Below are 24,429 nucleotides of genomic sequence, written 5' to 3'. Positions count from 1 at the left end.
TGGCCCTCCCTTTAGCACTCTCCAAAATAGCATCCTTGGAATCTTATACTTGTGGTAGGAAGCAATCTATAGAACCGGTTGTTGCTCCAATTAGAGTCCCACCTTACCGCATAACTGCTGGACTTCTTGTGTTAGCGGAAACCATATACCAACTATTGAAAAAAGGCTTAGAAAAATAGGTTGTGTATTTATAGCGTGTGACTTTAACTCCTCTTCTGGTCGCAATAATTTGCTTCTGCGGCATTTCGTCTACCGCACAATACAGGCTTTTCCCCAATCCATTCCGGGTGAAACTTTATCCATCGTTACCTGCCAAACACTGGAATAGTGCCATTTAACATCTGGAACTGGCCAGCGAGGGCTGATATGGCAATGTGAAACAGCTGGCGAAAGGCTTGAGCCTGTCAATTGTTGACAGCTGTACGAAATGAGTGCTGGTTAAATAGTGAGCTGTGGGCTTTTTTTGTGGACGTTAGTAGTAAGAGGAAGCTGATGAAAAGAACAATTTTTGCCCTGATGGCAACGATGACATTTGGGCCTTTGGCGATGGCAGAAGAATACGATGCACAGCAGATAGTTAACTGGGAAGATCGCAGTTTTGTAGGCGAAACACAGTATCGGCTGGACGAACAGCAAGACATGGCAGTGGTCGCTGCCAAGGCGGATAACAGTGCTTCGGGTTTGTTTTTTGAAAAAGACTTTGATGTTAGTAAGAAACCAATTTTGCAGTGGCAGTGGCGGGCCCTGCCCAAGCAGAACAGCCAGGAACGGTTAAAACATGGAGATGATTTTGCCGCTAGGGTTTATGTGGTCGCAAAGACCGGGCCATTTCCCTGGCAAACAATTGCCCTGAATTACATTTGGAGCAGTCAGGAAGCCATAGGCGAGAGCTGGCGCAATCCCTTTGTGCCAAAAAATGCTCAAATGGTGGTATTACAGACAGGCAATGATGGCCAGTGGCATCAACAGCGTCGCGATGTGGTCGCTGATTTCAAGCGCTTTTTTAACAAAGATATCGACGAGATCAAAGCGATTGCTATTATGACGGATAGCGACAACGCTGGAGGTGTCCAGCAGGCGTGGTATGGACCTATCAGCTGGTCGGCGCGTTAAATGGGAGTGTTCAACTGATCGTCCCATGAGAAATTTCGACAGGGTACCGAGGGTTATCAAATGGACGCCAGAATCACAAAGTTACTGATTACATAGAGGCCATGGGTCTGCCTGCGCAGCCCGGGTAAACTCCCGGTACCTCAATGATTATGCCTTAAGAATGAAAAGCAGCTCGATTATTTTGACTTTTATGCCATAAATTAATTTTCATTTTTTTCTTCATAAAAGATATATAAATGATTTCAGTTGCTTGTGTCGGCTCTTGACCCTTTTATGTCGCGGGTGAAGCCGAAGTAATCGCAAATCGCTGTTTCCAAAGTGCTATTTCCTCGCAAAGCGGTAGCTTTTTGATTTTTTTCTGTGTATGGTTTTCAGTTAGATGACAGCGCTATCATCTTTTTATGACAGCGCTATCATTTGGCAGTGCAAGGTAAAAAATCCAAATAAACCTTTTATATCAATAAGAAAGGAAGGGAAACACGATGTATAAGCGCAATAAACTCGCGTTGTCTGTCAGCGCGGCGGTGCTTAGTGGTGGCCTGATGGTGCCGCTGGCAACCGCTCAGCCCGACGAGGCTTTGGAAGAAATCACAGTGGTCGGCATTCGCGGTGCGCTCCAGTCCGCCCTCAATACCAAGCGTGATGCCAATGCTGTAGTTGATGCAATATCGGCCGAAGATATCGGCAAGTTTCCGGACAAGAATATTGCGGAATCCCTGCAGCGTGTGTCCGGTGTATCTATCAACCGCGGCTTTACCGGTGAGGGCAACGAGGTCTCCATTCGTGGTACCAATCCGGAGTTGACTCAGGTTTTGTTGAACGGACAGTTCGTTGCTTCCACTGGTTGGTTCTCTCAGCAGGCGAACAAACGCAGCTTCAACATGGATCTGATGCCATCTGAGATGGTATCCAGTGTTGAAGTTTATAAATCGCCGGTGGCCTCCCAGGATGAAGGTGGTGTTGGTGGCACCGTGGTGGTCAATACCCGCAAGCCCCTTGAGCTTGATCCTCTGACTGTGTATGCGTCTTCTGAGATGATGACCAACACCATAGACGACGAAGATGTGGGCTTGGGTCTCAGTAGCTTGGCCAGCTGGAAAAATGACGCTGAAACCTTCGGTGTTTTGGCCGCAGTTTCTCGTGTGGAAACCATTGGTCGCGCGCACAAAGGAGAAAACTATTGGGAAGAAGGCTGGGCGGGAGCGGGTATCGCCGAGTTCAATCAGGACCGCGTACGCGAAGCGTTTGATATTACCGCGCAGTTCCGCCCTAGCGACAGCCTTGAACTTGGCCTGCACTATTTCGCCACGGAAATTGATGCGGAAAACACCAATCAAAACTTCCTGGTTATTCCCAACCCGGATTCAGTCATCACCGCAGCATCCGGTTCCCGTACAACACCGGGTGGCTACCCGACTATCGGTACCGCTACAGACAACTTCTGGTTGGTGCAGGACACCAACAGCCGCAATGCGGTAATGGATTCCGAAGTGGTCAGTTTCACCGGTGATTTTCAAGGGGATAGCTATACCGTGCATGGCGCTCTAGGTATGACCCAGGCCAATGGGGGTAACGGCGGCAACTACAATGGTGGCTGGGGAACCAACGCTCTCGCAGCCGAAGGCATCACCATCGACTACAATTTTGACGGTACCAGCGGCATGATGATCGCTCCGCAAGGTGTCGATCCAGCGGATCCGAGCTGGCAAAAGTTTGTTTGGGGCGGTGTCAACTCGCTGGACCTGACTGATGAAGAAACCTATGGTCAAGTAGACTTCGGCTTTGACGTGGAGTGGGGTGCCATCAGCAGATTCAAAACCGGCTTGAAAATACGTCAGCACGCCTTTACCACCTCCTCGTACTCACGTGATGCTGACCTGTCCGGCATCGACAGTTTGGAGGAATTCGCCGATGGTACTATCAAGCATTCCGGTGAGGGCCTGTTCGGTTCCTTTACCTCCTTCGTCCGCCTCGATGCCGACGCATATAAAGCCTACGTCGATGAAAATTCCACTGCTACGGATAATGGCCTGAATTTTTTTAATGGCTTCGACCGGGCCGCGTGGGGCGAGGTGGAAGAAGACATCACCGCTTTATACGTGCAGGCCGACTTTGAAGGTGAAAGCTATCGCGGTAACGTCGGTGTGCGCTACGTCGGCACTGACGTGACTGGTACCCGCCACAGGTTCCATCCTGAAACTCGGATGATTGATGACGAGGAAGTGACGGTGGCTGTCTATGAGGAGGGCAAGGAATCCCTTCGGGCGGACTACTCCGATTGGCTGCCTAGCATGAACCTGGCGATTGACATATCCGAAGACGTGATCATGCGGATGTCTGCTGCGCGTGTGATGAGTCGCCCTGGCTACTCGCAGCTGACGCCAGTGATCAGCATCAGCAGTATTGTCACTCAGCAGGCTAACTCAGGAAACATCGAAATCGATCCGTTCCGAGCGACGCAGACCGACATTGGGTTGGAGTGGTATTTTTCAGAGGAGGCACTGGCTTCGGCGACGGTCTTTTCCAAAGATATCCAGTCTTTTGTAGTGCAGTCCACGGTGCCAATGGAGATCAATGGCAGTACTTGGCAGGTGGGCGTACCGACTCAGGGGCGTGGCGGCAAATTGCAGGGTCTTGAATTACAATACCAGCAGAACTTCAATGAATTCGGCGTGGTCGCCAACTACACATATGTAGAAGGGGAAGGTGAAGATGCCAGCGGTAACTCCATCGATCTGCCGGGCACTTCCAAGAACTCGTATAACCTGACCGGTTACTACGAGAACGATTTTTTGTCCGCGCGTCTGGCCTATACCTATCGGGACGAGTTTCTTGCTGAGGGCCTGGGTATTGGCGGTAGCAGTGTGTTTGCTGATCAGGCTTTTCTGGATGGTTCACTGACTTGGCATGTATTGGAAAACCTCGATATCAGCCTGGAAGGTGTAAATCTACTGGGTGAGGTCACTCGCGAACTACATGGAGATGGTCTGGGAACCCTGCGTGTATCTAACGACAATGGTACACGCTACTTCCTGAAAGCCAGTTATCGTCTGTAGGGAAAAATAGTCAAAGGGACGGTAACCTGTGCCCGCAGTAGCAGAAAAAAGGAAGGCTGGGGCCTTCCTTTCTCTGTTTCAGGTTGCCGGGCATGCAGAAAACGGGGAAAATCCATCGCAAATAATCAGAATAAAGCCCCCAGAGGTGCAGGGTGGACGTAAATCAAAGCAAAGTTAGATCAATAGTAATTCTCGGAGGGGGCACCGCAGGCTGGATAACTGCCGCCAAGCTTGCCCGACAGCTCAGTCTTTCTAATAGCACCAATTATAAGGTGACATTGGTAGAGTCTCTCGATATTCCGATTATCGGCGTTGGTGAGGGTACTTGGCCAACGATGCGTAAGACCCTGGCAGAGCTTGGAATTGATGAGGGTGACTTCCTGCGCGAGTGCAGGGCTACCTTCAAGCAGGGGACGCGCTTTGTAAATTGGCGGGCTGATGCTAGTGGTACTGACCGGCATTACTATCATTTATTTGGTTCAATTTTTGATCCTGCCGATTTTAATCTGGCACCTTATTGGTTGGCGGGCCTGGCCGGAGAAAAAGCCTATGCAGATGCGGTCAGCGCTCAGGCTCACGTCTGCGAGTTAGGACTTGCGCCGAAGCAAGTCACGACTCGTCAGTACGATGGGCTGATCAGTTACGCCTATCATCTGGATGCGGGGTCTTTTTCAAAATTTCTCGCCAAACACGCTGTTGAACGGCTTGGCGTGAAACACTGTGAGGGGAACTTCCATGGGGTTCGGTGGGCGGAAAATGGAGATATAGCCGCGCTCCAATTATCGGATGGCCGTGAGATTGAGGGGGATCTGTTTGTCGACTGCAGCGGCTTTCGCAGCCTGTTGCTGGGTAAGGCGTGCGGAATCGGTTTCGAATCGATAAACGATATTCTGTTGACAGATTCCGCCATAGCGATTCAAGCCCCTTATTCCAGTGATGATGCCCCTATTCCCTGCTTTACCAAATCCACAGCGCAGGATGCCGGCTGGATCTGGGATATCTCGTTACAGAACCGGCGTGGCACGGGACATGTTTTTTCGTCGGCACATGTGAGTGATGACGAGGCAGAAGCGACGTTACGCAAATATCTGGTCGACACAGGTGTGGTGGATGTGAGGGAACTGGAGTCCCGTACCATTCGCATGAATATTGGTTACCGGAAGCAATTTTGGCACAACAACTGCTTGGCAATTGGTCTGTCGGCAGCTTTCGTCGAGCCCCTTGAGGCATCCGCCATCTTTTTGGTTGAGGCGGCCGCGAATATGCTGGCGGAGATGTTGCCCCGAACTCGCGGAGATATGCCGTACGTGCGCAAAGTGTTCAATCAGTCCATGAGTTTTCGATGGAAAAGGACTATCGACTTTATCAAAATGCATTATGTACTTTCTGAACGAACCGGAAAATTCTGGCAGGATAACCGGCTCCCGGAAACAATACCGGCATCCCTGTCTGACGATCTGGCCTACTGGCGTAGCCACGGCGTCAGCAAGTATCAGTTCAGCAGTACCTTTGAGCCCTTCCCTCAGGAAAGCTACCAGCATGTACTCTATGGAATGCAAGCCAGTGGATATCAGGTAGAAACTCAGCGCCTTGCTTTCGAGGAGGAGGCAGTAAGGCGTCTAAATCAAGTGAGTGAGATCAAAGCCGCCCTGGCGAATGAACTCCCCGACCACAGAACACTGGTAGAGAAAGTGATTCGTTTTGGAATGCCAAAAATCTGATAATTCAGGAGAAAAATTCATGGCTCGTATCAAGCCCCTAAATAAGGCGGACCACCGGGAATTGACTTTGCGTTTGGATCCCGCCTTTCCGCACGCGGATAAGAGCCATATACTTCCCCTGACCCTTCATGAAGTTTTACAAGCCAGCCGGAGTTATCCGGTTCTTTTTGTCAAGGACTCCTCTACCGGGCAGTTTAACCTGGTAGTCCTAACAGGGTTGCGACCTGGTGAAAATCTGTTTGCTGAAATGGAAGATTGGGGGGGAGCCTATATTCCTCGGCAGGTGAAAGATTATCCATTTGTGTTGATTGCAAATCCAGACAATGGAGAGCAGGCGCTGGTTTGCATTGATGAAGAGGCCCCTGGTTTTGCAGAACCTGGGGGGGAGCGATTATTTACTGATGGGGGCGATCAAACCGAGTTTTTGCAGAATCGCTCAAAAGCGCTGCTCGAAACTGAGCGCCGTATGCGTGGTACAGGGCACTTGATTGACCTTTTAATAGAGAAGCAGCTGCTAACTCCTCGCCGGCTGACGGTGCAGTTAAGTGGTGAAGAACCGTATGATCTGACCGGATTCTATGTTATTGACGAAAGCCGTTTGAATGATTTGCCGGATGCGGACTTTCTGGAGTTACGCCGCAAGGCATTGCTGCCCGTAATTTACGCACTTGTTGTATCTACCGGTATGGTGCAATCGCTGATTCACCACAAGGAGAATAGATAAAATGACACTGGGCAGGCAAGTCGCGAAGGGGGGCAGATGCAACGGCGAACAGATGAAATATTGATCGTCGGGGGTGGTACAGCCGGCTGGCTTGTGGCGGGGATCTTGGCTGCCCGGCTCAATGTCCGTGGCCAGGATGCGGTGAAAATTACTCTGGTGGAGTCACCCACTGTGCCGATAATGGGCGTGGGTGAGGGTACCTGGCCGACGATGCGGACGACCCTGCAGACTATAGGGGTTGATGAAGGTGCTTTCATGCGCGAGTGCGAAGCGACCTTCAAGCAGGGCTCGGAGTTCATTAACTGGAGGGATAATCCGGAGCAGGTCGGCCGACACGGCTACTTTCATCCCCTCAGTGCTGTTTTTCATTCGGCCCACGAGTTTAACCTGGCACCCTACTGGTTGCTGGGAGAAGCAGGTGGCAATGCTTATGATGAAGCTTCGGCAAGCCAGGTGTTTACCTGTCGCAATGGCCTCGCCCCCAAGAAGATCACCACTCCCGCCTATATGGCCATTCAGAATTATTCATATCACCTGGATGCTCACAAATTTGCGTCATTTCTGACCCGCCACTGCACAGAAAATCTGGGCGTGCGCCATATTCGCGCCAATGTAACCCAGGTAAAAGTCGGGCACGATGGATTTATTGAGGGTGTGGCGACAGACCACGCACAATTTCCGGAACTGGAAGCGGATTTTTTTGTGGATTGCAGTGGCTCGCGGGCGCTGCTGCTGGGTGAAGCACTGGGTGTAGGGTGGAAGTCGATCCGGGATACGGTGTTTAACGACACTGCGCTTGCAGTCCAGGTTCCCTATGAATCCGAGGATGCGCCGATAGCGACGCATACAATTGCCACGGCCCACAGTATTGGCTGGACCTGGGATATCGGTCTTCATGCGCGGCGGGGCGTGGGGATGGTATACAGTAGCGGTCATTGCGAGCGCGATGAAGCGGAGCGGATATTGCGTGAATATATCGGGCCCCGGGGCAAAACGTTGGGTGTACGCAAGATAAATTTTTCTTTGGGCTATCGCCGTCAGTTCTGGAAGAACAACTGTGTCGCACTGGGAATGTCCGCAGCTTTTATAGAGCCATTGGAAGCATCCGCTATTTTTCTGATTGAGGCGGGGGCTAATATGCTGGCGGAACAGTTTCCCCGGGTGCGGGAGGCAATGCCTCTGGTAGAGAAAAAGTACAATAAGATATTTGCGTACCGTTGGGACAAAACGGTTGATTTCATAAAACTACATTATTGTATTTCCCGGCGGTGCGACACACAGTATTGGATCGATAACCGTGACCCGGCGACAGTGCCGGAAAGCCTCAGAGAGCGGTTGGAGTACTGGCGCTTCCACCCGCCAAGCAGGTTTGACTTCGATCATGCGTTCGAACCCTTCGTCCTGGATAACTACCTTTTTGTTCTCTACGGTATGGGTTTTAGTACCGACCTGACCATGAACCGGAGCGCTTTCGGGGATGAGGCATTGGCGAGAAGCCACTTCAAGGAAGTTCGGCAGTTGAACGAGAGGCTTGCCGGGGAGTTGCCATTGCAGCGGGAGCTGGTGGAGAAGGTGTACCGGTACGGATTTCCCGCAATATGACTAATCGGTCACAAGCGTGTATATTTTAACCTCTACGGGGTTTCGTCAAAAGCCGGTTTAAGTTGGTTTGCGCGAAAGCTGCGGTTAGTGCTTCCCTTTTCCTGTGCGGAAAATATACTGTCGGATTCGCTAAACCAGAATAACCAACTGACCTGATGGTGTTGTATGACCGATAACGAAGCCCCAAAGATTGTCCCCTTGAGTAAAGAAGCCCACCACAAGCTGAAAGTTCGCGAGCTGGGGGGCTTTGATCACGTCAAAAAGGCACATATGGTACCAGTGACCGCACACGAGATGACTCGTCTGGGGGCTGAATATCCGATTGTTTTTGTCAAGAACTCGGAATCTGAACAGTATCAGGCTGTTGCCCTGTTAGGCCTCAAGGTAGGTGAAAACCTTTTCCTCGATGCCGATGGTAATTGGCAGGGTGTTTTCCTGCCCGCCAGTATTCGCAACCACCCATTTTTGCTCGCTCCAAGTGGCAAGGAAGAGGGTCAGCTGATGGTTGGTATCATCGAAAACAGCCCGCTGGTGAATGAGGAGGAAGGTAATCCACTGTTTACGGAAGAGGGGAGTGAATCTGAATACCTCAAGGCCAAAAAAGAGAGCCTGGTGGGCTATTTGGAAAGCGACCAGATGACCCGTGCGTTTGTACAGGTATTGGTGGAGAAGGACCTGTTGATGGAGCAGACTGTCACCGTTACCGCCGGTGCCGAGAAGATCAACTTGAACGGCCTGCATATGGTTAATGAAAAAAAGTTGAACGAGCTATCTGCGGACGACTTTGCTGATTTCCACAAGCGAGGCTTCCTGCCGCCGCTCTACTGTCAGCTCAGCTCCATGCATCAGCTGACCCGTCTGGCCAAAATGCACGCGACCAATAATGCCTGAGGCTGCTTAACCATTGAGGGTCCCGGGTTATATTTGAGCGGCCTAGCCTGGGGCGAAATAAGTCTCTGGTGGGGAGAAGCGGCAATCAGATAGATCCTGGAGGAGCTGTTTGGTTGCCGACTGTTTCATCGAGAAGCACACAGGTGGTTCTGGCGGCACTGTCGATGACAATCGGCAGCTACTCGACAGTCCCGAGTCTGCGGGGCTGTGCAACAGTGGGTTTGAGGGTTGCGTTTCCTCTATTCTAATTACCCTGCCAGCCTCAGGTGGAGTTTTATCTGCGCAGCGTGCCCCAGCGGCATATTTCCAGTTCCTAGAGCTTGTATCCGCACCTTGTGCCAGCTTGCTGCAAGGTACTTTCTGGTGGGGAGGTACTGGGTGCTTGCCCGGTCCAACTCAAGCAGCTCTACGAGAGGGGTTTGCCGTCCTGTCATTGGCAAGCCTGGACTCTGGCACCCTAAATAGAGACTTGGTGATATGGCTGGGGCGGTAGGATTCGAACCTACGCATGACGGGATCAAAACCCGCTGCCTTACCGCTTGGCTACGCCCCAGTATCTTTGCCGAGAACAGTTTGCTCCCGACTGGAAAAGAAAATGGTAGCAAGGGGGAGACTTGAACTCCCGACCTCAGCATTATGAGTGCTGCGCTCTAACCGGCTGAGCTACCTTGCCATTGGTCGTTGCGGCTGACCGAGGGCGCGCATTATCAGGTGCCGGGCCGGGGCTGTCAACCCCTTGTTTTCGCTGCTAATTCAGTAAGTTAGCTTGACTGAGGGATTCGATTGCGGCCCTCGTGGGGTTCCTATCGGCCCCGGCCTATGGCGGCAAACAGGGAGCCGCAAACCACGAGTGCTGCCCCCAGCCAGCTGATCCAGTTTAGTGGCTCTACTTCTATGTACCCGGGCCAGAGAGCACCGATCACTGTGCTCAACCCCAGTGTCAGCAGGGGTATCAGGGCGAGCGTGGCGCTCACTCGCGAGGCCTCCCAAACCGTCAGGGCTTTGCTGAAGGCGCCGTAGGCAATCAGGGTGTTGGCAGTGAGGAACAGCAGTAAAATCCGGCTGGGTCCATCCAGTGCGCTAACGCTGAGGGGCTCCGCCAATGGCAGAAAGCAGAGGGTGCCGGCGAGATAAATCAGAACCAGCAGATCCTGGGGCCTGGCCTGGGCGAGGATCTTTTTCTGAAAGAAGCCGTAGGCGGCCCAGCCCAGGGCTGCGACCACTATGAGCCCCAGCCCCAGCAGGTAGTCAGTGTTGGCGCCACTGAACAGTTCCGGCAGGCGCTGGTTGAAAAACAGGAGCAGGCCGCCGGTGACCATGATTACGCCCAGCCACTGGCGCGGGGAGAAGTGTTCCCCCAGCCACAATACGCTGGAAACCATCAGCAGCAGTGGCGCCAGCTGAATGACTACCTGGGCCGCCCCGGGTGTGATGAAGTGCAGGCCGGTGGCATAGGTCAAATAGTTGCACAAGAGGCCGGCTACGGCGATGGCGGTGAAAGGCAGCAAGGGTCTGCGCAGCAGCTGGCTCAAATTCAGTTGCCGGGTCCAGGCGTAGTAGGTGCCAGCCAGTAATGCGGCCCCCACAAACCGATACCAGGTGGCAGTGGCGGCGCTGATGGTGTCGATCAGGCCTTTCAGAGCGATGGGCAGCAGGGCCCACATAAAGGCGGTGATGAGGGCGAGTGGCAGGCCGATACGCCAATTGGATTCATTCACGTGAGACTCGCCCTCTGTTATGTGTCCTGGTGCCTATCGGGGGGTAACTCTGGCATCTGAGACCGCCGTCGGCGTATTTGAGTGCCGGGGCAAATGGCCGGCACTGTCACTGCCGGCCGGGGCTCTGGAAAATACTTCAGACGTTGAAGCGGAAATGGATCACGTCGCCGTCGGCGACCACATAGTCTTTGCCTTCCAGTCGCCACTTGCCCGCTTCCTTGGCTCCGGATTCCCCATTGTGGGCCACAAAGTCGGCGTAGCTTACGATTTCAGCGCGGATAAAACCATGCTCAAAGTCGGTGTGAATCTTGCCTGCAGCCTGAGGTGCGGTGGCGCCAAGGGGCACTGTCCAGGCGCGAACCTCCTTTGGGCCGGCAGTGAAGTAGGTGTGTAGGCCAAGCAACTGGTAACCGGCGCGGATAACGCGATTGAGGCCGGGTTCCTCCATGCCCAACTCATCGAGGAACTCCTGCTTTTCCTCGTCTTCCAGCTCGGCAATTTCCGCTTCCAGTTTGTTGCAGATGGGTACGACTACGGCATTTTCCTCCGCGGCGATAGCGCTGACCGAGTCCAGGTGCGGATTGTTGTCAAAGCCGTCCTCATCCACATTGGCGATATACATGGTGGGCTTGACCGTCAGCAGGCTCAGTTCCCGCAGGTCTGCCAACTGGTCCGCATCCAGGCCGAAGGAGCGCAGCGGCCTGGCCTCGTTCAGGTGCGGCAATATTTCCTCCAGCAGGGCCTTCATCTTGATGGCGTGCTTGTCCTGTCCCTTGGCGGCACGGGTAAAGCGTTGCAGTGCCCGCTCCACGGTATCCAGGTCCGCCAGAGCCAGTTCCGTATTGATGACCTCTATGTCGGCCGCAGGGTGCACCTGATTGGCGACGTGGATGACATTGTCATCCTCGAAGCAGCGCACTACATGGGCGATGGCGTCGGTTTCGCGGATGTTGGCCAGGAACTTGTTGCCCAGGCCCTCGCCCTTGGACGCGCCGGCCACCAGGCCCGCAATGTCGGTGAATTCCATGGTGGTGGGAATCAGCTTCTGCGGTTTGACTATCTCCGCCAGTTTGTCGAGGCGCGGGTCCGGCACTGGCACTACACCGGCGTTGGGTTCGATAGTGCAGAAAGGGAAGTTCTCCGCATCGATACCCGCCTTGGTGAGCGCATTGAACAGGGTGGATTTGCCTACGTTGGGCAGGCCGACGATACCGCAAGTAAAACCCATGGTCTGGTTCCTGTTTGCTTTCGCTAATGGGCGGGCATTGCGCACCCACTGACTTGTGTTTGGTGAAGTGTTCCCGCCGGGCCTACTTCGCAGTTGCCTTGGCTGAGTGCAGTGCCTTCATGGCCGCGCCCCAGTCTCCGGCCGCTGCGGTGGCCAGGATATCGACCGCGCGATCGATGGACTCCGCCAGCAGCTGTTGTTCTGCTTGAGGGGCGCGCTGCAGCACAAAATTAACCACGTCGCGGGCGTTGCCCGGGTGGCCGATACCGAGGCGGAGGCGCATGAAGTCGCGGTTGTTGCCCAGCGAGGAGATGATGCTCCGCAGCCCATTGTGACCGCCGTGGCCGCCGCCGGATTTGAAACGCGCGGTACCGGGGGGCAGGTCCAGTTCATCGTGGGCGACGAGAATGGCTTCGATGGGGATCTTGAAAAAGTTCGCCAGCGGTGCAACCGATTGGCCACTGCGGTTCATGTAGGTGGTTGGAATCAGCAGGCGGATGTCCCGCCCACCCATATGTATCCGGCCGCAGAACCCCCGATACTTGCTGTCCTGTGCGAGCTGGGCGCCGTGGTGGCGCGCCAGCTCGGCGACAAAGTCGGCACCGGCGTTGTGGCGGGTCCGGTCATATTCCGGACCGGGATTGCCCAGCCCTACGATCAGTTGGATTGGCGTATCCGGTGCTGTCGACAAGGGGGTTACTCTTCCTCGGTTTCGCCTTCAGCTGCCTCGTCTGTCGCTTCGACAGCGCCGCGCGGCTTGTGTACGGACGCAACCACCAGGTCGTGGTCTTCGCCGTGGCTCAGGTCCACAGACACGACCCCGGAGGGCAGCTTGATGTCAGAGATGTGGATGTTGCCATCGATCTCCAGATTCGCCAGGTCCACTTCGATGAACTCGGGCAGCTTGGAAGCCGGCGCGCTGATCTCCAGTTCGTTCAGGGTGTGGGAGACGATACCGCCAGCCTTTACACCCAGGCAGGATTCTTCGTTCAAAAAGTGCAGTGGAACCTTGATGTGCACCTTGGTGTTGGCGGAGACCCGCTGGAAATCCGCGTGCAGCAGTATCTGCTTGGCCGGGTGGCGCTGCAGGTCGCGCAGGATCACTTTTTCTTCCTTGCCACCCTCGATGCTGATGGTCAGTACGGAGGAAAAGAAGGTCTCGTCTTCCAGGGCTTTAAACAGGTCCTTGCTCAGCAGGGAGATGGCAGTCGGCTTGGCCCTGCCACCGTATACGATGGCGGGGACACGGCCCTCCAGGCGACGCAGGCGGCGGCTCGCACCTTTCCCTTCATCGCTGCGGGCGTTGGCGTTCAATTTAATGTCAGACATGGGTTAAACCTCGAATCGTCTGCCCAGAGCGACCTGCGACCGGACCGCTCTGGCGTTGTCGAAAACTGGCCGGGGATTCCCCGAAGCCAATAGTAAACGCCCGGCATTGCCGGGCGGGCGCGTATTCTAAGGTAATAGGCCGACGGGCGCCAGTGGCTGGGCCCGGCCGGGGGTGGGGGAGAGTGCGGTGGCGGCCCCGCTAGCGGAACATGGCGGAGAGGGATTCCTCGTTGCTGATGCGGCGCACCGACTCCGCCAGCATCGCGGACAGCGTCAGCTGCCGGATTTTGGGGGCTCTTTCCATTTTGTCACCCAGGGGGATGGAATCGGTCACCACCAGTTCGTCCAATACGGAGTTGTTGAGGTTGTCGATGGCTTTGCCGGACAGTACCGGGTGGGTGCAGTAAGCGACCACTTTTTGCGCACCGCATTCCTTCAATGCGCTGGCGGCGTTGCAGAGGGTGCCGGCGGTGTCCACCATGTCGTCCACCAGCAGGCAGGTGCGGCCGTTGACCTCGCCAATAATATTCATGACTTCGGCCACATTGGCCGCGGGGCGGCGTTTGTCGATGATGGCGAGGTCGCAGTCGAGGCTTTTGGCTACCGCGCGGGCGCGCACGACACCGCCGATATCCGGGGATACCACCACCAGATCGCCATAGCTCTGGCGCTCGATGTCGTCCAGCAGTACTGAGGAGCCGTAGACGTTGTCTACCGGTACGTCGAAGAAGCCCTGAATCTGTTCGGCGTGGAGGTCGACAGTCAGCACCCGGTCAATGCCGACACTGACCATCATGTCCGCCACGACTTTGGCGGAAATCGGTACCCGCTGGGAGCGCACGCGGCGATCCTGGCGCGCGTAGCCGAAATAGGGCACCACCGCGGTGATGCGGCCCGCAGATGCGCGACGCAATGCGTCGACCAGGAGGATCAACTCCATCAGGTTGCGGTTGGTGGGCTGGCAGGTGGATTGAACCACAAAGACGTCGCGGCCGCGCACATTGTCGGTGATTTCGACCGCAATCTCGCCGTCGGAGAAGCGTTTCACCACTGCGTCACCCATTGGGATTGCCATCTGGTCGACAATCTTTTGTGCCAGTTCCGGGTTCGCATTTCCGGTAAAGACCATCAAGTCAGCCACTTCGAGTACCCTTTAGATTTTTACGTGAGTGTGGACGTGAAAAGTGTAGATGTCCCTGTTGGCGCAATCCGGCCGGGGTGCGCCAGCGTCATTTTGTTGCCGTCAACAATACAGGCGCCGAAGGGTGTGGTGCGGATCGGCAAAATTTGGCTGGGGCGGTAGGATTCGAACCTACGCATGACGGGATCAAAACCCGCTGCCTTACCGCTTGGCTACGCCCCAGCAGACCACGGCGACCATTTTACTTGGTGGCCGCCAGCTTCGCGAGCTTCTGTTGTAGCGGGGATTCCCGCACGCCAGTAGCGACAAAACCACCCCACTTTTCTGGCAGCTCCGCGAGCGCGGATTCCGCTGCGCGCCGCGATGCAAAAGCGGCGAAAACACAGCTCCCGGTGCCCGTCAATTGCGCTTCGGCAAATTGCTGCAGCCACTCTCTGGCGGAGCGCACCTGTGGACAGAGGCTTTCCACCAGGGCCTGGCAATCGTTTCCGGTATAGCGCCTCAGCCAGTTAGTATCCAGGTGCCCGTTGCGAAGGTGCGGTAATGTAATTGCGGCGGAATCCCTTGTCAATCGGGGATGGCGGAACACTGCCGCGGTGCTGACGCTGTGGCGCGGGTCGACCACCAGGAAGTGGCGCCCTGGTGTGATCACCGGCGTGAGCACCTCCCCCACACCTTCCGCCCAGGCGGTATGCCCGTGAATGAATACCGGCACATCGGCACCCAGCTCGCCGCCGAGCTGCGCCAGCCGTTCAGCTGAAAGCGCACACTGCCAGAGGTAATTCAGCCCCAGCAGAGTGGTGGCCGCGTCGCTGCTGCCGCCGCCAATACCGCCACCCTGGGGCAGAACCTTGTGCAGTTTGATGTGCACACCGCGCGCGCAGTTGCAGTGCCGTTGCAGGGCGCGTGCGGCGCGATAGATGAGGTTGTTCTCCAGTGGAATATCCAGGTCGCCCGCATCGATGGAGATTTTGTCGTCGTCGCGGGTGAAGAATTCCAGTGTGTCGCCGTAGTCCAACAGTTGAAACAGGGTTTGCAACTGGTGATAGCCATCGGCCCGGCGTCCGAGGACACGCAGTAGCAGGTTGAGTTTGGCCGGTGCCGGAAGTTGCAGAGAAGCTGTTGTCGGGATACTGGATTGCGGCATGGCGGGTGCAAGCTTTCTGTTCACCTGAAATGCGCATCTTAACGGGTGAGGCGTGTCGGCGCACCGCTGACCCGAATAGAGGGTTTGCGGACCGCTGCAAACCTGGATTGAGAAAAGCTTGGGAGGGCTTGCGGCAAACGGTCAGAGGCGGCTCAGGAACCTTTCGGCAGCCATTCCTTGATGACCAGGGTTACACTCACCGGCCCGGCGGCCTGGTTGGTTTCAGCCTTGATTCGGGTCGGCAGCGAGTAGGCGCCAATGGCCTGGTAGCCGCTAAAAATCAGCCGCCAACCCGCCTGATGCAAACTCAACAGCTGTCCCTGGCTGTTGCGTTGTTCATCGGCTTTGCTGCCCGGTGCGGCGAGTCCGCGCACCCAGTAGAACATCTCGCCCACCGGAAGCGGCCAGCCGAGTGTCTGCAGGGTGAGTTGGGCGGGATCGCGCGCATGCATGGCGGGTTCGTTGCCCCGTTGCAGGCTGACGCCGGCGGGGCTGCCGCTGATGACGGTAGCGCCGGCTCCAAGAGGGCCACTCAGGTGAATGTGGTAATTGGGTGCGGACTGCTGTTTCCAGGTGAGGTTGGCACTGCCGTTGTCCCGCGGCGAGCGCACACCGAGTTTGCCGATGATGGTCCACTGGTGTAGCTGCGCAACCGATGGCGTTTCGGTCCCGGGCGTCTCACGCGGTTGCTGTTCCGGTTGCGGTTGTGGCTGCTGGGGCTGGTTGCCGGCACAGGCGGTGAGCACCAGTGTCAGTGCCGCGAGGCGGGCTAAGCCAAACAGGAAAGGGCCGGTTTGTAGGCGGTATTCGTCAGTTGTCCGAGGCATGCTGTTCCGTTGCTGGTTTGATTTGTAAACGCTCGATGGCCGCGGGAATTAACTGGCTGTTGGGATTGAGTTGCAGCCCCTTTTGCCAGACTTCCATTGCCTGTTCGCGATTGCCCTGCATCCACAGAACCTCGCCGAGATGCGCGGCTATTTCGTGGTCCGGGTATTTTTCCAGCGCCCGCTGCAAATGCTCTACGGCCGCCGGATAATTGCCGAGACGGTATTCTATCCACCCCATGCTGTCGATAATGGCCGGATCGTCCGGGCGCAGCGCGAAGGCGCGCCGGATAAGCGAAGACGCCTCGTCCAGCCGCGCGTCGTCCTGGCTGAGCTTGTAGCCGAGGGTGTTGAGCAGTGTGGCGTTGTCGGGATCCCTTTGCAGCAGTCCGCGGATGCCTTGCTCGAATTCGGCATCGTACCCCAGGTGTTCGTTGACCAGGGCGCGGATGTACAGCAGGCGACCGCTTTGGGGGTGGCTGGCCAGCGCCCGATCGAGCAGCTCCAGCGCCGCCCGGTGCCGATCGTACTTGCGCAGCAGGTTGGCCTGCAGCAGGTAGAAGTGCTCCGCCTGCTCCGGGTGGTCTTCCCGCAGCTCGTTGAACCAGTCGTTGTTGCGGTCGTCGAGGCCCGCGGCAGCCAGCAGTTCGGTGCCGCGGGAAATGGCCTTGAGATAATCGTTGCCGGGTTCGACCGCCCGATAGTGGCTGACCGCCTCCAGGGCGTTGTCATTCTTGGCTTCGATACCGCCCAGATAAAAATGGGCTGCCGACTGGTGTTGCTGGAGTTGCAGCAGTCGCTGAAACAGTGGTTTGGATCCGGCCAAGTCGCCGGTTTCATAGCGAATCAGCGCCAGCGATAGGATCAGGCCGCCATCATCGGGACGCTGCTTCACCAGGGTGGCGAACTGCTGCCGGGCCAGATCGAGATCCTCGTGAATCAGCAGGCGCGCGTACTGGAGGCGCGGGCGGGTTTTGTCGGGATAGCGATCGACCAGCTGCTCCAGCAGTCGCAATGCCTGTTGCCGGTCACCTTGATCCGCCAGAATACGGGACTCCAGCAGTGGTGCGTCCATCAACAACGGATGCTGTTCCCGCACCCCGCGGGCTATGGCCAGCGCCGGCTGGTATTGCTCCGTGGCCCGCAGCAGCATGGCATGGGCCAGGAGTGCCTCGGGATTGGCGGGGTACCGCAGCGCCAGGCGGGCAAACTCTGGTATCACCCGTTCGGCCACGGCGCGGTTGGAGACAGCGGCGGCGGCCAGCGATTGCAGCGGCGCATTTCCACCCAGTTCCAGGGCGCGCTCCGCGTGCACCAGCGCCGAGTCCAGGTCGCCGGCCAGGGTCAGTTCTGCGGCCGCGGTCAGATGTGCTTCCGCTTCGTCCGGCTCCAGCTCCGCCCAGAGTCTGGCCGAGCTCAGGGCTGCGCGACGGGCATTGAGAAAGCGCGCTATGCGGGTCGCGCGGGCGGCGATACCCGCATCCCGGGTATATTCCGCCTGGTGGTGATAGTTCGCCAGTGCCAAGTCGTATTGTTCGCGACTGCCTGCGACTTCGGCCACCAGCAGGGTGTACAAAGTTTCGATGGGGAAGGGTCTCTCCCTTACCTCCGAGGATGCCGGTTCAGCTTTGGTATTCTGCGGGGGCGGCGGAGCGGGGGCTACGGCGGTATCTTCCGGTGCCGGCGCCTGGCCGACCGGGGCGCAGGAGGAGAGCAGAAAGGAAAGTACTGCGCCAGCAAGCCGGATGGAGACAACTTTGCCGGCGGCTGTGGAAATACTGGCAGACTGCATAGGGGCTTTTGTCCATGGTTGCGATGGCGCCGCAGTTAGCCTAGCGGGTTGTGGGCGGCAAGCGCAATTTCTGTGGTTTGGTGAACCTTGGATTATGCCGGTGAGCCAGAGTGCCGCTCTCGCCAACCGCCGTATAATTCTAGTCGCGATTTGGCCGGCAGGTTGAGCTGCCAGGGGGCCTGGCGGCAGAGGGATTGTCCCGGGCGCTTGCATGCGCAGCGGCTGGCCGGGAAAATGCGCGCCGGAGCACCGGCCGCCTTGCTATGGTTGGTGGGCCCTCCCCAGTCAGAAATTCAATACCGACGGAGTCCTATGCCGATCCTCGTTCTGGGAATCAACCACGACAGTGCGCCGGTTGCGGTGCGCGAACGTGTTGCTTTTGCCCCGGAAGTGGTCGCGGGCGCCCTGGCGGATGCGCGACATGCGCTGCAGTGTGCCGAGCTGGCAATACTGTCTACCTGCAACCGCACGGAGATCTACGGCGCTGTGGACGAGCTGCAGCTGCTCCAGTGGCTGGCGAGCTACCACCGGCTGCCACTGGACCAGTTGCAGCAGAGTTGTTACTCCTATAGCGGTGAGAATGCGGTGCGGCATATGATGGGCGTCGCCTGCGGGCTCGACTCAATGGTTCTGGGGGAGCCGCAGATCCTGGGTCAGATCAAGTCCGCTTACTCGGTAGCGCGGGAAAGCGGCAGCGTCGGCCCGGTGCTGCACAATGTATTCCAGCAGGTATTCGCCGTCGCCAAGCGGGTGCGGACAGAAACCGCGATCGGCGAAAACCCGGTCTCCGTGGCCTATGCCGCAGTGTCCCTGGCATCGCGGATCTTTACGGATTTGAGCCAGCAGACAGCGCTGTTGATCGGCGCCGGGGAGACGATCGAACTGGTCGCGCGCCACCTGCTGGAGCAGGGCATTACCCGCTTGATCGTCGCCAACCGAACCCTCAATCGTGCGGAGCTGTTGGCGCAGAACTTCGGTGCCGAGGCAATTTTGCTGGCGGATATCCCCGAACACCTGCCGCGCGCGGACATCGTTATCAGCTCTACTGCCAGCCAGCTGCCGATTTTGGGCAAGGGTGCGGTGGAGTCGGCACTCAAGCAGCGGCGGCACCGCCCTGTCTTTATGGTGGATATCGCCGTACCGAGGGATATCGAGCCCCAGGTGAGCCAGTTGGACGACGTCTACTTGTACACGGTGGATGACCTCCGCGGCGTGATTGACGAGGGTCGCAGGATGCGCCAGCAGGCGGCCGAAGCGGCGCAGGAAATCGTTGCGGGTGCGGCGCGGGAATTTATGCGCGAACGGCGCTCACTGGAAGCGGTGGACACTATTCGCGGCTATCGTCGCCGGGCCCAGGAAATCGGTGAGGGGGAACTGCGCCGGGTGTTACAGCAACTGGACCAGGGCGGCGATCCGCGGCAGTTGATGGAGCAGTTGGCGCGCTCACTGACCAATAAACTGATTCACGCACCCACAGTCAGCATCAGGCGCGCCACCGCCGAAGGCGATCTGGAACGGTTGCGTGTCGCCAGGGAAATCGTCGGCCTGGATGCCGTCGATGGAACTGAAGCTGAGAGTAAGAAGGACCGATGAAAGTATCGCTGTTAAACAAGCTGGATCATCTCGTTGAACGCCACCAGGAGGTCTCGGCGCTGCTCGGCGATGCGGAGATTATTGGCAACCAGGAGCAGTTCCGGGGTCTTTCCCGGGAGTATTCCGAACTTGAGGAGGTGGTCGAGTGTTACCGCCGCTACAAGCGCCTGCAGGAGGATATGGGTGCGGCGCGGGAAATGCTCGATGAGCGCGACGAGGAAATACGGCAGATGGCGCGGGAGGAGTTGCGCGCGGCGGAGGAGCAGCTGGCGCCCCTGGAGCGCGAGCTGCAGGCGCTGTTGCTGCCCCGGGATCCCAACGACCGCAAAAACGTGTTCCTGGAAATCCGTGCCGGCACCGGTGGCGACGAAGCGGCGATCTTTTCCGGGGATCTGTTCCGCATGTATTCGCGTTACGCGGAAAAGCGTGGCTGGCGCCTGGAAATCCTCAGCGAGAACCCCGGTGAGCACGGCGGTTACAAGGAAATCATCACCCGCGTGGCCGGTGAGGATGTGTTTGCCAGACTCAAGTTTGAATCGGGCGCCCACCGTGTGCAGCGGGTGCCGGAAACCGAATCCCAGGGGCGTATCCACACATCTGCCTGCACCGTCGCGGTCATGCCTGAACCCGACGAGCGCGACGCCATCGAGATCAACAAGGCGGATCTGCGTATCGATACTTACCGCGCTTCCGGGGCCGGTGGCCAGCATGTCAACAAGACGGATTCGGCGGTGCGTTTAACGCATATTCCCACCGGTATTGTTGTGGAGTGCCAGGATGAGCGCTCGCAACACAAAAACCGGGCCAGGGCCATGGCGCTGCTGCAGGCCAGGCTCACCAGTGAGCAGGAGGACGCCGCGGCCAGGGAAATCTCTGATGCGCGCCGCAACCTGGTGGGCAGCGGCGACCGCTCCGAGCGTATCCGTACCTACAACTACCCGCAGGGGCGGGTGACCGACCACCGTATCGGCCTGACTCTGTACAAGCTGGACGAGGTGATGCAGGGCGCGCTGGACGAAGTCATCGATCCGCTGCGCACCGAGCACCAGGCGGATCAGCTCGCGGCACTTGGCGGCTGACGCGGGCCGGCCGGTGGGCAGTGTCCGCGACAATCTGCGCCGTACCGCCGAGCTGCCGCAAAGCGACAGCGCGCGGCTGGACCTGGAGGTGCTGCTGGGCCACATACTGGGCAGAGGGCGCAGCTGGCTCTATGCATGGCCGGAATACCTGTTGTCGGACCGGGAGCAGGACGGCTTCGACAGTCTTCTGCGGCGGCGCGCCGGGGGCGAACCTGTGGCCTACCTGACCGGTCGGCGGGAATTCTGGTCGCTGCCTTTGGAGGTGAATGCCTCCACCCTGATCCCGCGCCCGGAAACCGAACTGCTGGTGGAAGTGGCGCTGGAGCTGAGTCCCCAGGCGCAATGCCGGGCCCTGGATCTCGGTACCGGTAGCGGCGCCATAGCACTGGCGCTGGCGCACGAGAGGCCGGGCTGGCAGATACTGGCGGTGGACAAATCCGCGAGTGCCGTGGCGATGGCGGAGCGCAATCGCGACGCGCTGGGATGCGGGAACCTGGTGCTGGTGCAGAGTGACTGGTTTGCCCGGGTCCCGCCAGAAACCTTCGACCTGATTGTCAGCAATCCCCCCTATATCGACGCCGCCGATCCCCACCTGCGCCGGGGTGATTTGCGCTTTGAACCCCGTTCGGCGCTGATCGCGCCCCGGCGCGGCCTCGCGGATATCGAGTCGATTGCCGCGGGGGCGCCGGAGTTTCTCGCACCGGATGGCTGGCTGGTGGTGGAACACGGCTGGCAACAGGCGCCCGCGGTACGCGATATTTTTACCCGCGCGGGGCTGGGGGAGGTGAGCAGTCGCCGCGACTATGGCGGGCGTGAGCGGCTGACCATAGGGCGGCGAGTCGCGCAATCCACGGAGCGAGTTCATGCACGATCACGTACATCACCATCAGGGTGACGGCCACCTGCGCCCGCTGGTATGGGGGCTGGTAATTACCCTGGCTTTCGCCGTGGTGGAGGCGGTGGGCGGCTGGCTGTCCGGCTCTCTGGCGTTACTCGGCGATGCGGGGCACATGGCCACCGACGGTCTGGCTCTGGCGCTGGGCGCTGTGGCGGCGATGCTGGCGCGGCGGCCGGCCGATCGCCAATTGTCGTTCGGCTGGGGGCGGGCCGAGGTGCTGGCCGCTATGGCCAATGCGGTATTCATGCTGTTGATCATCTTCGCCATCGGCTCTGCCGCCATCGACCGGCTGATGGACCCCCAGCCGGTTCGCGGGGGCATGGTCATGGCGATAGCGGCCATGGGGCTGCTGGTGAATGTGCTGGTGGCCTGGATGCTGCACCGGGGCGAGCAGACCCTGAATATCCGCGGTGCGCTGTTGCACGTCATGGGGGACCTGTTGGGTTCGGTGGCGGCGCTGCTGGCGGGTGCGGTTATCTTCTTTACCGGCTGGACACCCATAGACCCGCTGCTCTCGCTGCTGATTTGCGCCCTCATCGCGGTGTCCAGCCTGCGCCTGCTGCGGGATGCGGTGGACGTGTTGATGGAGCGGGTGCCGCGGGAGTTGAGTCTGCCGGTGGTGGACAGGACCCTGGCGGGGGTTGAGGGGGTGCGATCCCTGCACGACCTGCATATCTGGCGTCTGGATTCGCGCACTATCTCTCTGTCCGCCCATGTTGTGGTGGACGATCTGGAGTGCTGGCCGGCAGTGCTGGAGCGGCTGCGGGACACGCTGGTGCGACGCTTCGACATCGATCATATCACCTTGCAGCCGGAACCCCTGTCGGAGCACCGGCACTGGATTGGCGACTCTATCGGCGACCCACAGGCGCTGGACTAACGCGGAGAGCTGGGCTGCAGACCCGGGTTTAGCAGGCTGTTGAAATTCAAAGAATTTCGACGCCTGGTACCGGAATATGGATGTTCCGGCAAAATCAACGACGCCTAAGTCGTTGATTTTGGGAGAAAAGTGAAAATCACATTTTTCGCTTTTCGTGTGTTGAAACAGGCAGGATGCCTTTTTCAACAACCTGTTAGAAAAAACCGCTAGTCGTCTTCACCATCCGGATCGACGGTTGCAGCGGGATTGGCCTGAACGTCCGGCTCTTCTTCCTGTTGGGGATTCACCTCTCCAGCGTCTACAGGCACAGCTGGCGCAGCTCCTTCCACCCCGGCTTCCGCGGTGGTGATGTCCACCTGCTCTTCAGAACCGCTGTCCGCAGTCACCTCTTGCGGTGCACTGATTTGTGTCTGCGGTGCCTGGATACCTATGTGGTAGGCGGCAAATCCCGGTTGCACCACTTGATTGAGCGCCATTCCCAATACCCGTCCATCGTGCTCCGAGCGAATTTCGGTGCGCACGTTGGTGATGGGGTTGGTGACGGTGCCGAGCAGGTCGCCCTTGCGCACCACTTCGCCCAGTTTTACCTCGCTGAAGATAATGCCGCCGGTGGTGGCCCTCTGCCAGGTGGAGTTGTAGTACACCGGCTCCGGGTCGCCCCAGAGTCGGAACTGTTTGACCATATCCAGTTGGTTCAGCAGCGTACGAATGCCTTTCACGCTGTGGCTCACGGACACTTCGTCCAGTACCATCGGTGCGCCGGCTTCCAGGGTAACCGTGGGAATCCCCACATTGACTGCCGCGCGGCGCAATGTGCCCTTGGCGCCCTCGCTGTGCAGCACCACAGTGGAACCGAAACCCTTGGTGAGGGTGACTACTTTGGGGTCGGTCAGGTCGCCGCGCAGTTGCGGCAGGTTGGTGCGATAGAAAGAGCCTGTGTGCAGGTCCACAACGGCGTTGCAGTGGCTGATGATCTCGTGAAAAAACGAGTGGGCGATACGCGCTGCCGACGACCCCTGCGGGTCGCCGGGGAAGTGTCGGTTCAGATCCCGGCGGTCGGTCAGGTAGCGGGAGCCGCGGTGAAACCCCTGCAGATTGACAATGGGTACACCGATCACTGCTCCGCGCAACGTGGCGGCGTCCAGGTTGTACATCACCCGTCGCACCGTTTCGATACCGTTCAGTTCATCGCCGTGAACTGCGGCGGTGAGACACAGTGTGGGGCCCTCCGCTGCCCCGTTCACAACCAGTACCGCAGTGGGGCTGTAGACACCTTCGAAGTGCTGGCTCGGGGACCAGGCCAGGCGCGTGGAGGTTGCAGGCGGCACTTCCGCTCCCAGCAGGCGCAGGGGCCTGGGCTCCTCTCCGTCGCCCGCTTCCGGCTCTTCGCCTTCGCTCTCGACAGGCTGTGAATCGCTGTCGTCCACCACCGACACCGGCACGGGTGTGGCCAGCGCCTCTTCGCTGGTGGGCTGGTCCAGTTGCAGATTTTCCGCCTGGGGCAGTGATTCTTCACCCGGATTGCTTTCCCCCCCGGTCGAGGCGCCGACCGCTGTGGATGTCAGGCACAGCGCCAGCAACAGGACGCGATACGGCTGGCACAGGGACGGGTGGTGGGGCATACGGAGACTCTGTTGGTTGTATCGGTAAGGGCCTAACCGACCCTTGGGCCAGGGGTTGAGCGAAGGATTGG

The 24,429-nt window shown here is 58.0% G+C and carries 19 protein-coding genes and 3 tRNA genes; 10 read left to right on the top strand and 12 right to left on the bottom strand.

The window, feature by feature from the left end; all coding sequences use genetic code 11:
- Nucleotides 1-492: 492 nt before the first annotated feature.
- The 6 genes from AB1S50_RS00620 (at nucleotide 493) to AB1S50_RS00595 (ending at nucleotide 9,107) form a co-directional block, all read left to right on the top strand.
- The gene (locus AB1S50_RS00620) at nucleotides 493-1,113 is read left to right on the top strand and encodes a DUF3047 domain-containing protein (protein WP_367148418.1); all 621 of its coding nucleotides are present in this window, start codon (nucleotides 493-495) and stop codon (nucleotides 1,111-1,113) included.
- A 482-nt stretch (nucleotides 1,114-1,595) separates the two neighbouring features.
- Nucleotides 1,596-4,169 (top strand): TonB-dependent receptor, encoded by a 2,574-nt coding sequence (locus AB1S50_RS00615; RefSeq protein WP_367148417.1) that lies wholly within the window; start codon nucleotides 1,596-1,598, stop codon nucleotides 4,167-4,169.
- 152 nt (nucleotides 4,170-4,321) lie between these two features.
- Complete coding sequence (locus AB1S50_RS00610; RefSeq protein WP_367148416.1) at nucleotides 4,322-5,890, top strand: tryptophan halogenase family protein; 1,569 nt, start codon at nucleotides 4,322-4,324, stop codon at nucleotides 5,888-5,890.
- Nucleotides 5,891-5,909: 19 nt separating this feature from the next.
- Nucleotides 5,910-6,614, top strand: a complete 705-nt coding sequence (locus AB1S50_RS00605) for a SapC family protein (protein ID WP_367148415.1) — start codon at nucleotides 5,910-5,912, stop codon at nucleotides 6,612-6,614.
- A gap of 36 nt (nucleotides 6,615-6,650) precedes the next feature.
- On the top strand, nucleotides 6,651-8,216 hold the full coding sequence (locus AB1S50_RS00600; RefSeq protein ID WP_367148414.1) for a tryptophan halogenase family protein: 1,566 nt from the start codon (nucleotides 6,651-6,653) through the stop codon (nucleotides 8,214-8,216).
- Nucleotides 8,217-8,381: 165 nt separating this feature from the next.
- Nucleotides 8,382-9,107 carry a SapC family protein gene (locus tag AB1S50_RS00595; RefSeq protein ID WP_367148413.1) on the top strand — a complete coding sequence of 242 codons (726 nt, stop codon included), beginning with the start codon at nucleotides 8,382-8,384 and terminating at the stop codon, nucleotides 9,105-9,107.
- A gap of 478 nt (nucleotides 9,108-9,585) precedes the next feature.
- Here the strand turns inward: AB1S50_RS00595 and AB1S50_RS00590 are convergent.
- The 11 genes from AB1S50_RS00590 to AB1S50_RS00540 form a co-directional block, all read right to left on the bottom strand.
- Nucleotides 9,586-9,660: transfer RNA gene (locus AB1S50_RS00590), tRNA-Gln, on the bottom strand.
- A gap of 43 nt (nucleotides 9,661-9,703) precedes the next feature.
- A tRNA-Met gene (locus tag AB1S50_RS00585) sits at nucleotides 9,704-9,780 on the bottom strand.
- Between the two features lie 130 nt (nucleotides 9,781-9,910).
- On the bottom strand, nucleotides 9,911-10,825 hold the full coding sequence (locus AB1S50_RS00580; protein ID WP_367148412.1) for a DMT family transporter: 915 nt from the start codon (nucleotides 10,823-10,825) through the stop codon (nucleotides 9,911-9,913).
- Between the two features lie 136 nt (nucleotides 10,826-10,961).
- On the bottom strand, nucleotides 10,962-12,053 hold the full coding sequence (ychF, locus tag AB1S50_RS00575) for a redox-regulated ATPase YchF (RefSeq protein WP_367148411.1): 1,092 nt from the start codon (nucleotides 12,051-12,053) through the stop codon (nucleotides 10,962-10,964).
- Nucleotides 12,054-12,135: 82 nt separating this feature from the next.
- Entirely contained in the window at nucleotides 12,136-12,744 is a 609-nt protein-coding gene (pth, locus tag AB1S50_RS00570; protein WP_367148410.1) for an aminoacyl-tRNA hydrolase, read from the bottom strand.
- A gap of 5 nt (nucleotides 12,745-12,749) precedes the next feature.
- Nucleotides 12,750-13,382 (bottom strand): 50S ribosomal protein L25/general stress protein Ctc, encoded by a 633-nt coding sequence (locus tag AB1S50_RS00565; RefSeq protein WP_367148409.1) that lies wholly within the window; start codon nucleotides 13,380-13,382, stop codon nucleotides 12,750-12,752.
- Between the two features lie 199 nt (nucleotides 13,383-13,581).
- Nucleotides 13,582-14,511, bottom strand: coding sequence for a ribose-phosphate pyrophosphokinase (locus AB1S50_RS00560; RefSeq protein WP_367148438.1), 930 nt, complete (start codon nucleotides 14,509-14,511; stop codon nucleotides 13,582-13,584).
- Nucleotides 14,512-14,670: 159 nt separating this feature from the next.
- Nucleotides 14,671-14,745 (bottom strand) — tRNA-Gln (locus AB1S50_RS00555).
- Nucleotides 14,746-14,764: 19 nt separating this feature from the next.
- Nucleotides 14,765-15,694, bottom strand: a complete 930-nt coding sequence (ispE, locus tag AB1S50_RS00550; protein WP_367148408.1) for a 4-(cytidine 5'-diphospho)-2-C-methyl-D-erythritol kinase — start codon at nucleotides 15,692-15,694, stop codon at nucleotides 14,765-14,767.
- A gap of 128 nt (nucleotides 15,695-15,822) precedes the next feature.
- The gene (gene lolB / locus AB1S50_RS00545) at nucleotides 15,823-16,497 is read right to left on the bottom strand and encodes a lipoprotein insertase outer membrane protein LolB (protein ID WP_367148407.1); all 675 of its coding nucleotides are present in this window, start codon (nucleotides 16,495-16,497) and stop codon (nucleotides 15,823-15,825) included.
- On the bottom strand, nucleotides 16,481-18,286 hold the full coding sequence (locus tag AB1S50_RS00540; RefSeq protein ID WP_367148406.1) for a tetratricopeptide repeat protein: 1,806 nt from the start codon (nucleotides 18,284-18,286) through the stop codon (nucleotides 16,481-16,483). The genes lolB and AB1S50_RS00540 overlap by 17 nt, the downstream gene beginning before the upstream one ends.
- Nucleotides 18,287-18,598: 312 nt before the next feature.
- On the opposite strand from AB1S50_RS00540, the gene hemA reads away from it, so the two are divergent.
- The 4 genes from hemA to AB1S50_RS00520 are packed head-to-tail and all read left to right on the top strand — an operon-like array spanning nucleotide 18,599 to nucleotide 22,736.
- Nucleotides 18,599-19,879: a glutamyl-tRNA reductase gene (gene hemA / locus AB1S50_RS00535; protein WP_367148405.1), complete on the top strand. Its 1,281-nt coding sequence runs from the start codon at nucleotides 18,599-18,601 to the stop codon at nucleotides 19,877-19,879.
- On the top strand, nucleotides 19,876-20,958 hold the full coding sequence (gene prfA, locus AB1S50_RS00530) for a peptide chain release factor 1 (RefSeq protein WP_367148404.1): 1,083 nt from the start codon (nucleotides 19,876-19,878) through the stop codon (nucleotides 20,956-20,958). The genes hemA and prfA overlap by 4 nt, the downstream gene beginning before the upstream one ends.
- A gap of 13 nt (nucleotides 20,959-20,971) precedes the next feature.
- Nucleotides 20,972-21,853, top strand: a complete 882-nt coding sequence (gene prmC / locus AB1S50_RS00525; RefSeq protein ID WP_367148437.1) for a peptide chain release factor N(5)-glutamine methyltransferase — start codon at nucleotides 20,972-20,974, stop codon at nucleotides 21,851-21,853.
- Entirely contained in the window at nucleotides 21,822-22,736 is a 915-nt protein-coding gene (locus AB1S50_RS00520; RefSeq protein ID WP_367148403.1) for a cation diffusion facilitator family transporter, read from the top strand. Before prmC ends, AB1S50_RS00520 begins: the two co-directional genes overlap by 32 nt.
- Nucleotides 22,737-22,942: 206 nt before the next feature.
- Here the strand turns inward: AB1S50_RS00520 and AB1S50_RS00515 are convergent, their stop codons facing one another.
- Entirely contained in the window at nucleotides 22,943-24,358 is a 1,416-nt protein-coding gene (locus AB1S50_RS00515; protein ID WP_367148402.1) for a succinylglutamate desuccinylase/aspartoacylase family protein, read from the bottom strand.
- Nucleotides 24,359-24,429 lie beyond the last annotated feature (71 nt).

The sequence above is a fragment of the Microbulbifer discodermiae genome (genome assembly GCF_040742695.1).
In the GTDB taxonomy this organism is placed as follows: domain Bacteria; phylum Pseudomonadota; class Gammaproteobacteria; order Pseudomonadales; family Cellvibrionaceae; genus Microbulbifer.
The sequence above is the reverse complement of the archived record's forward strand: the minus strand, read 5'-3'. Positions and strand labels throughout refer to the sequence as shown.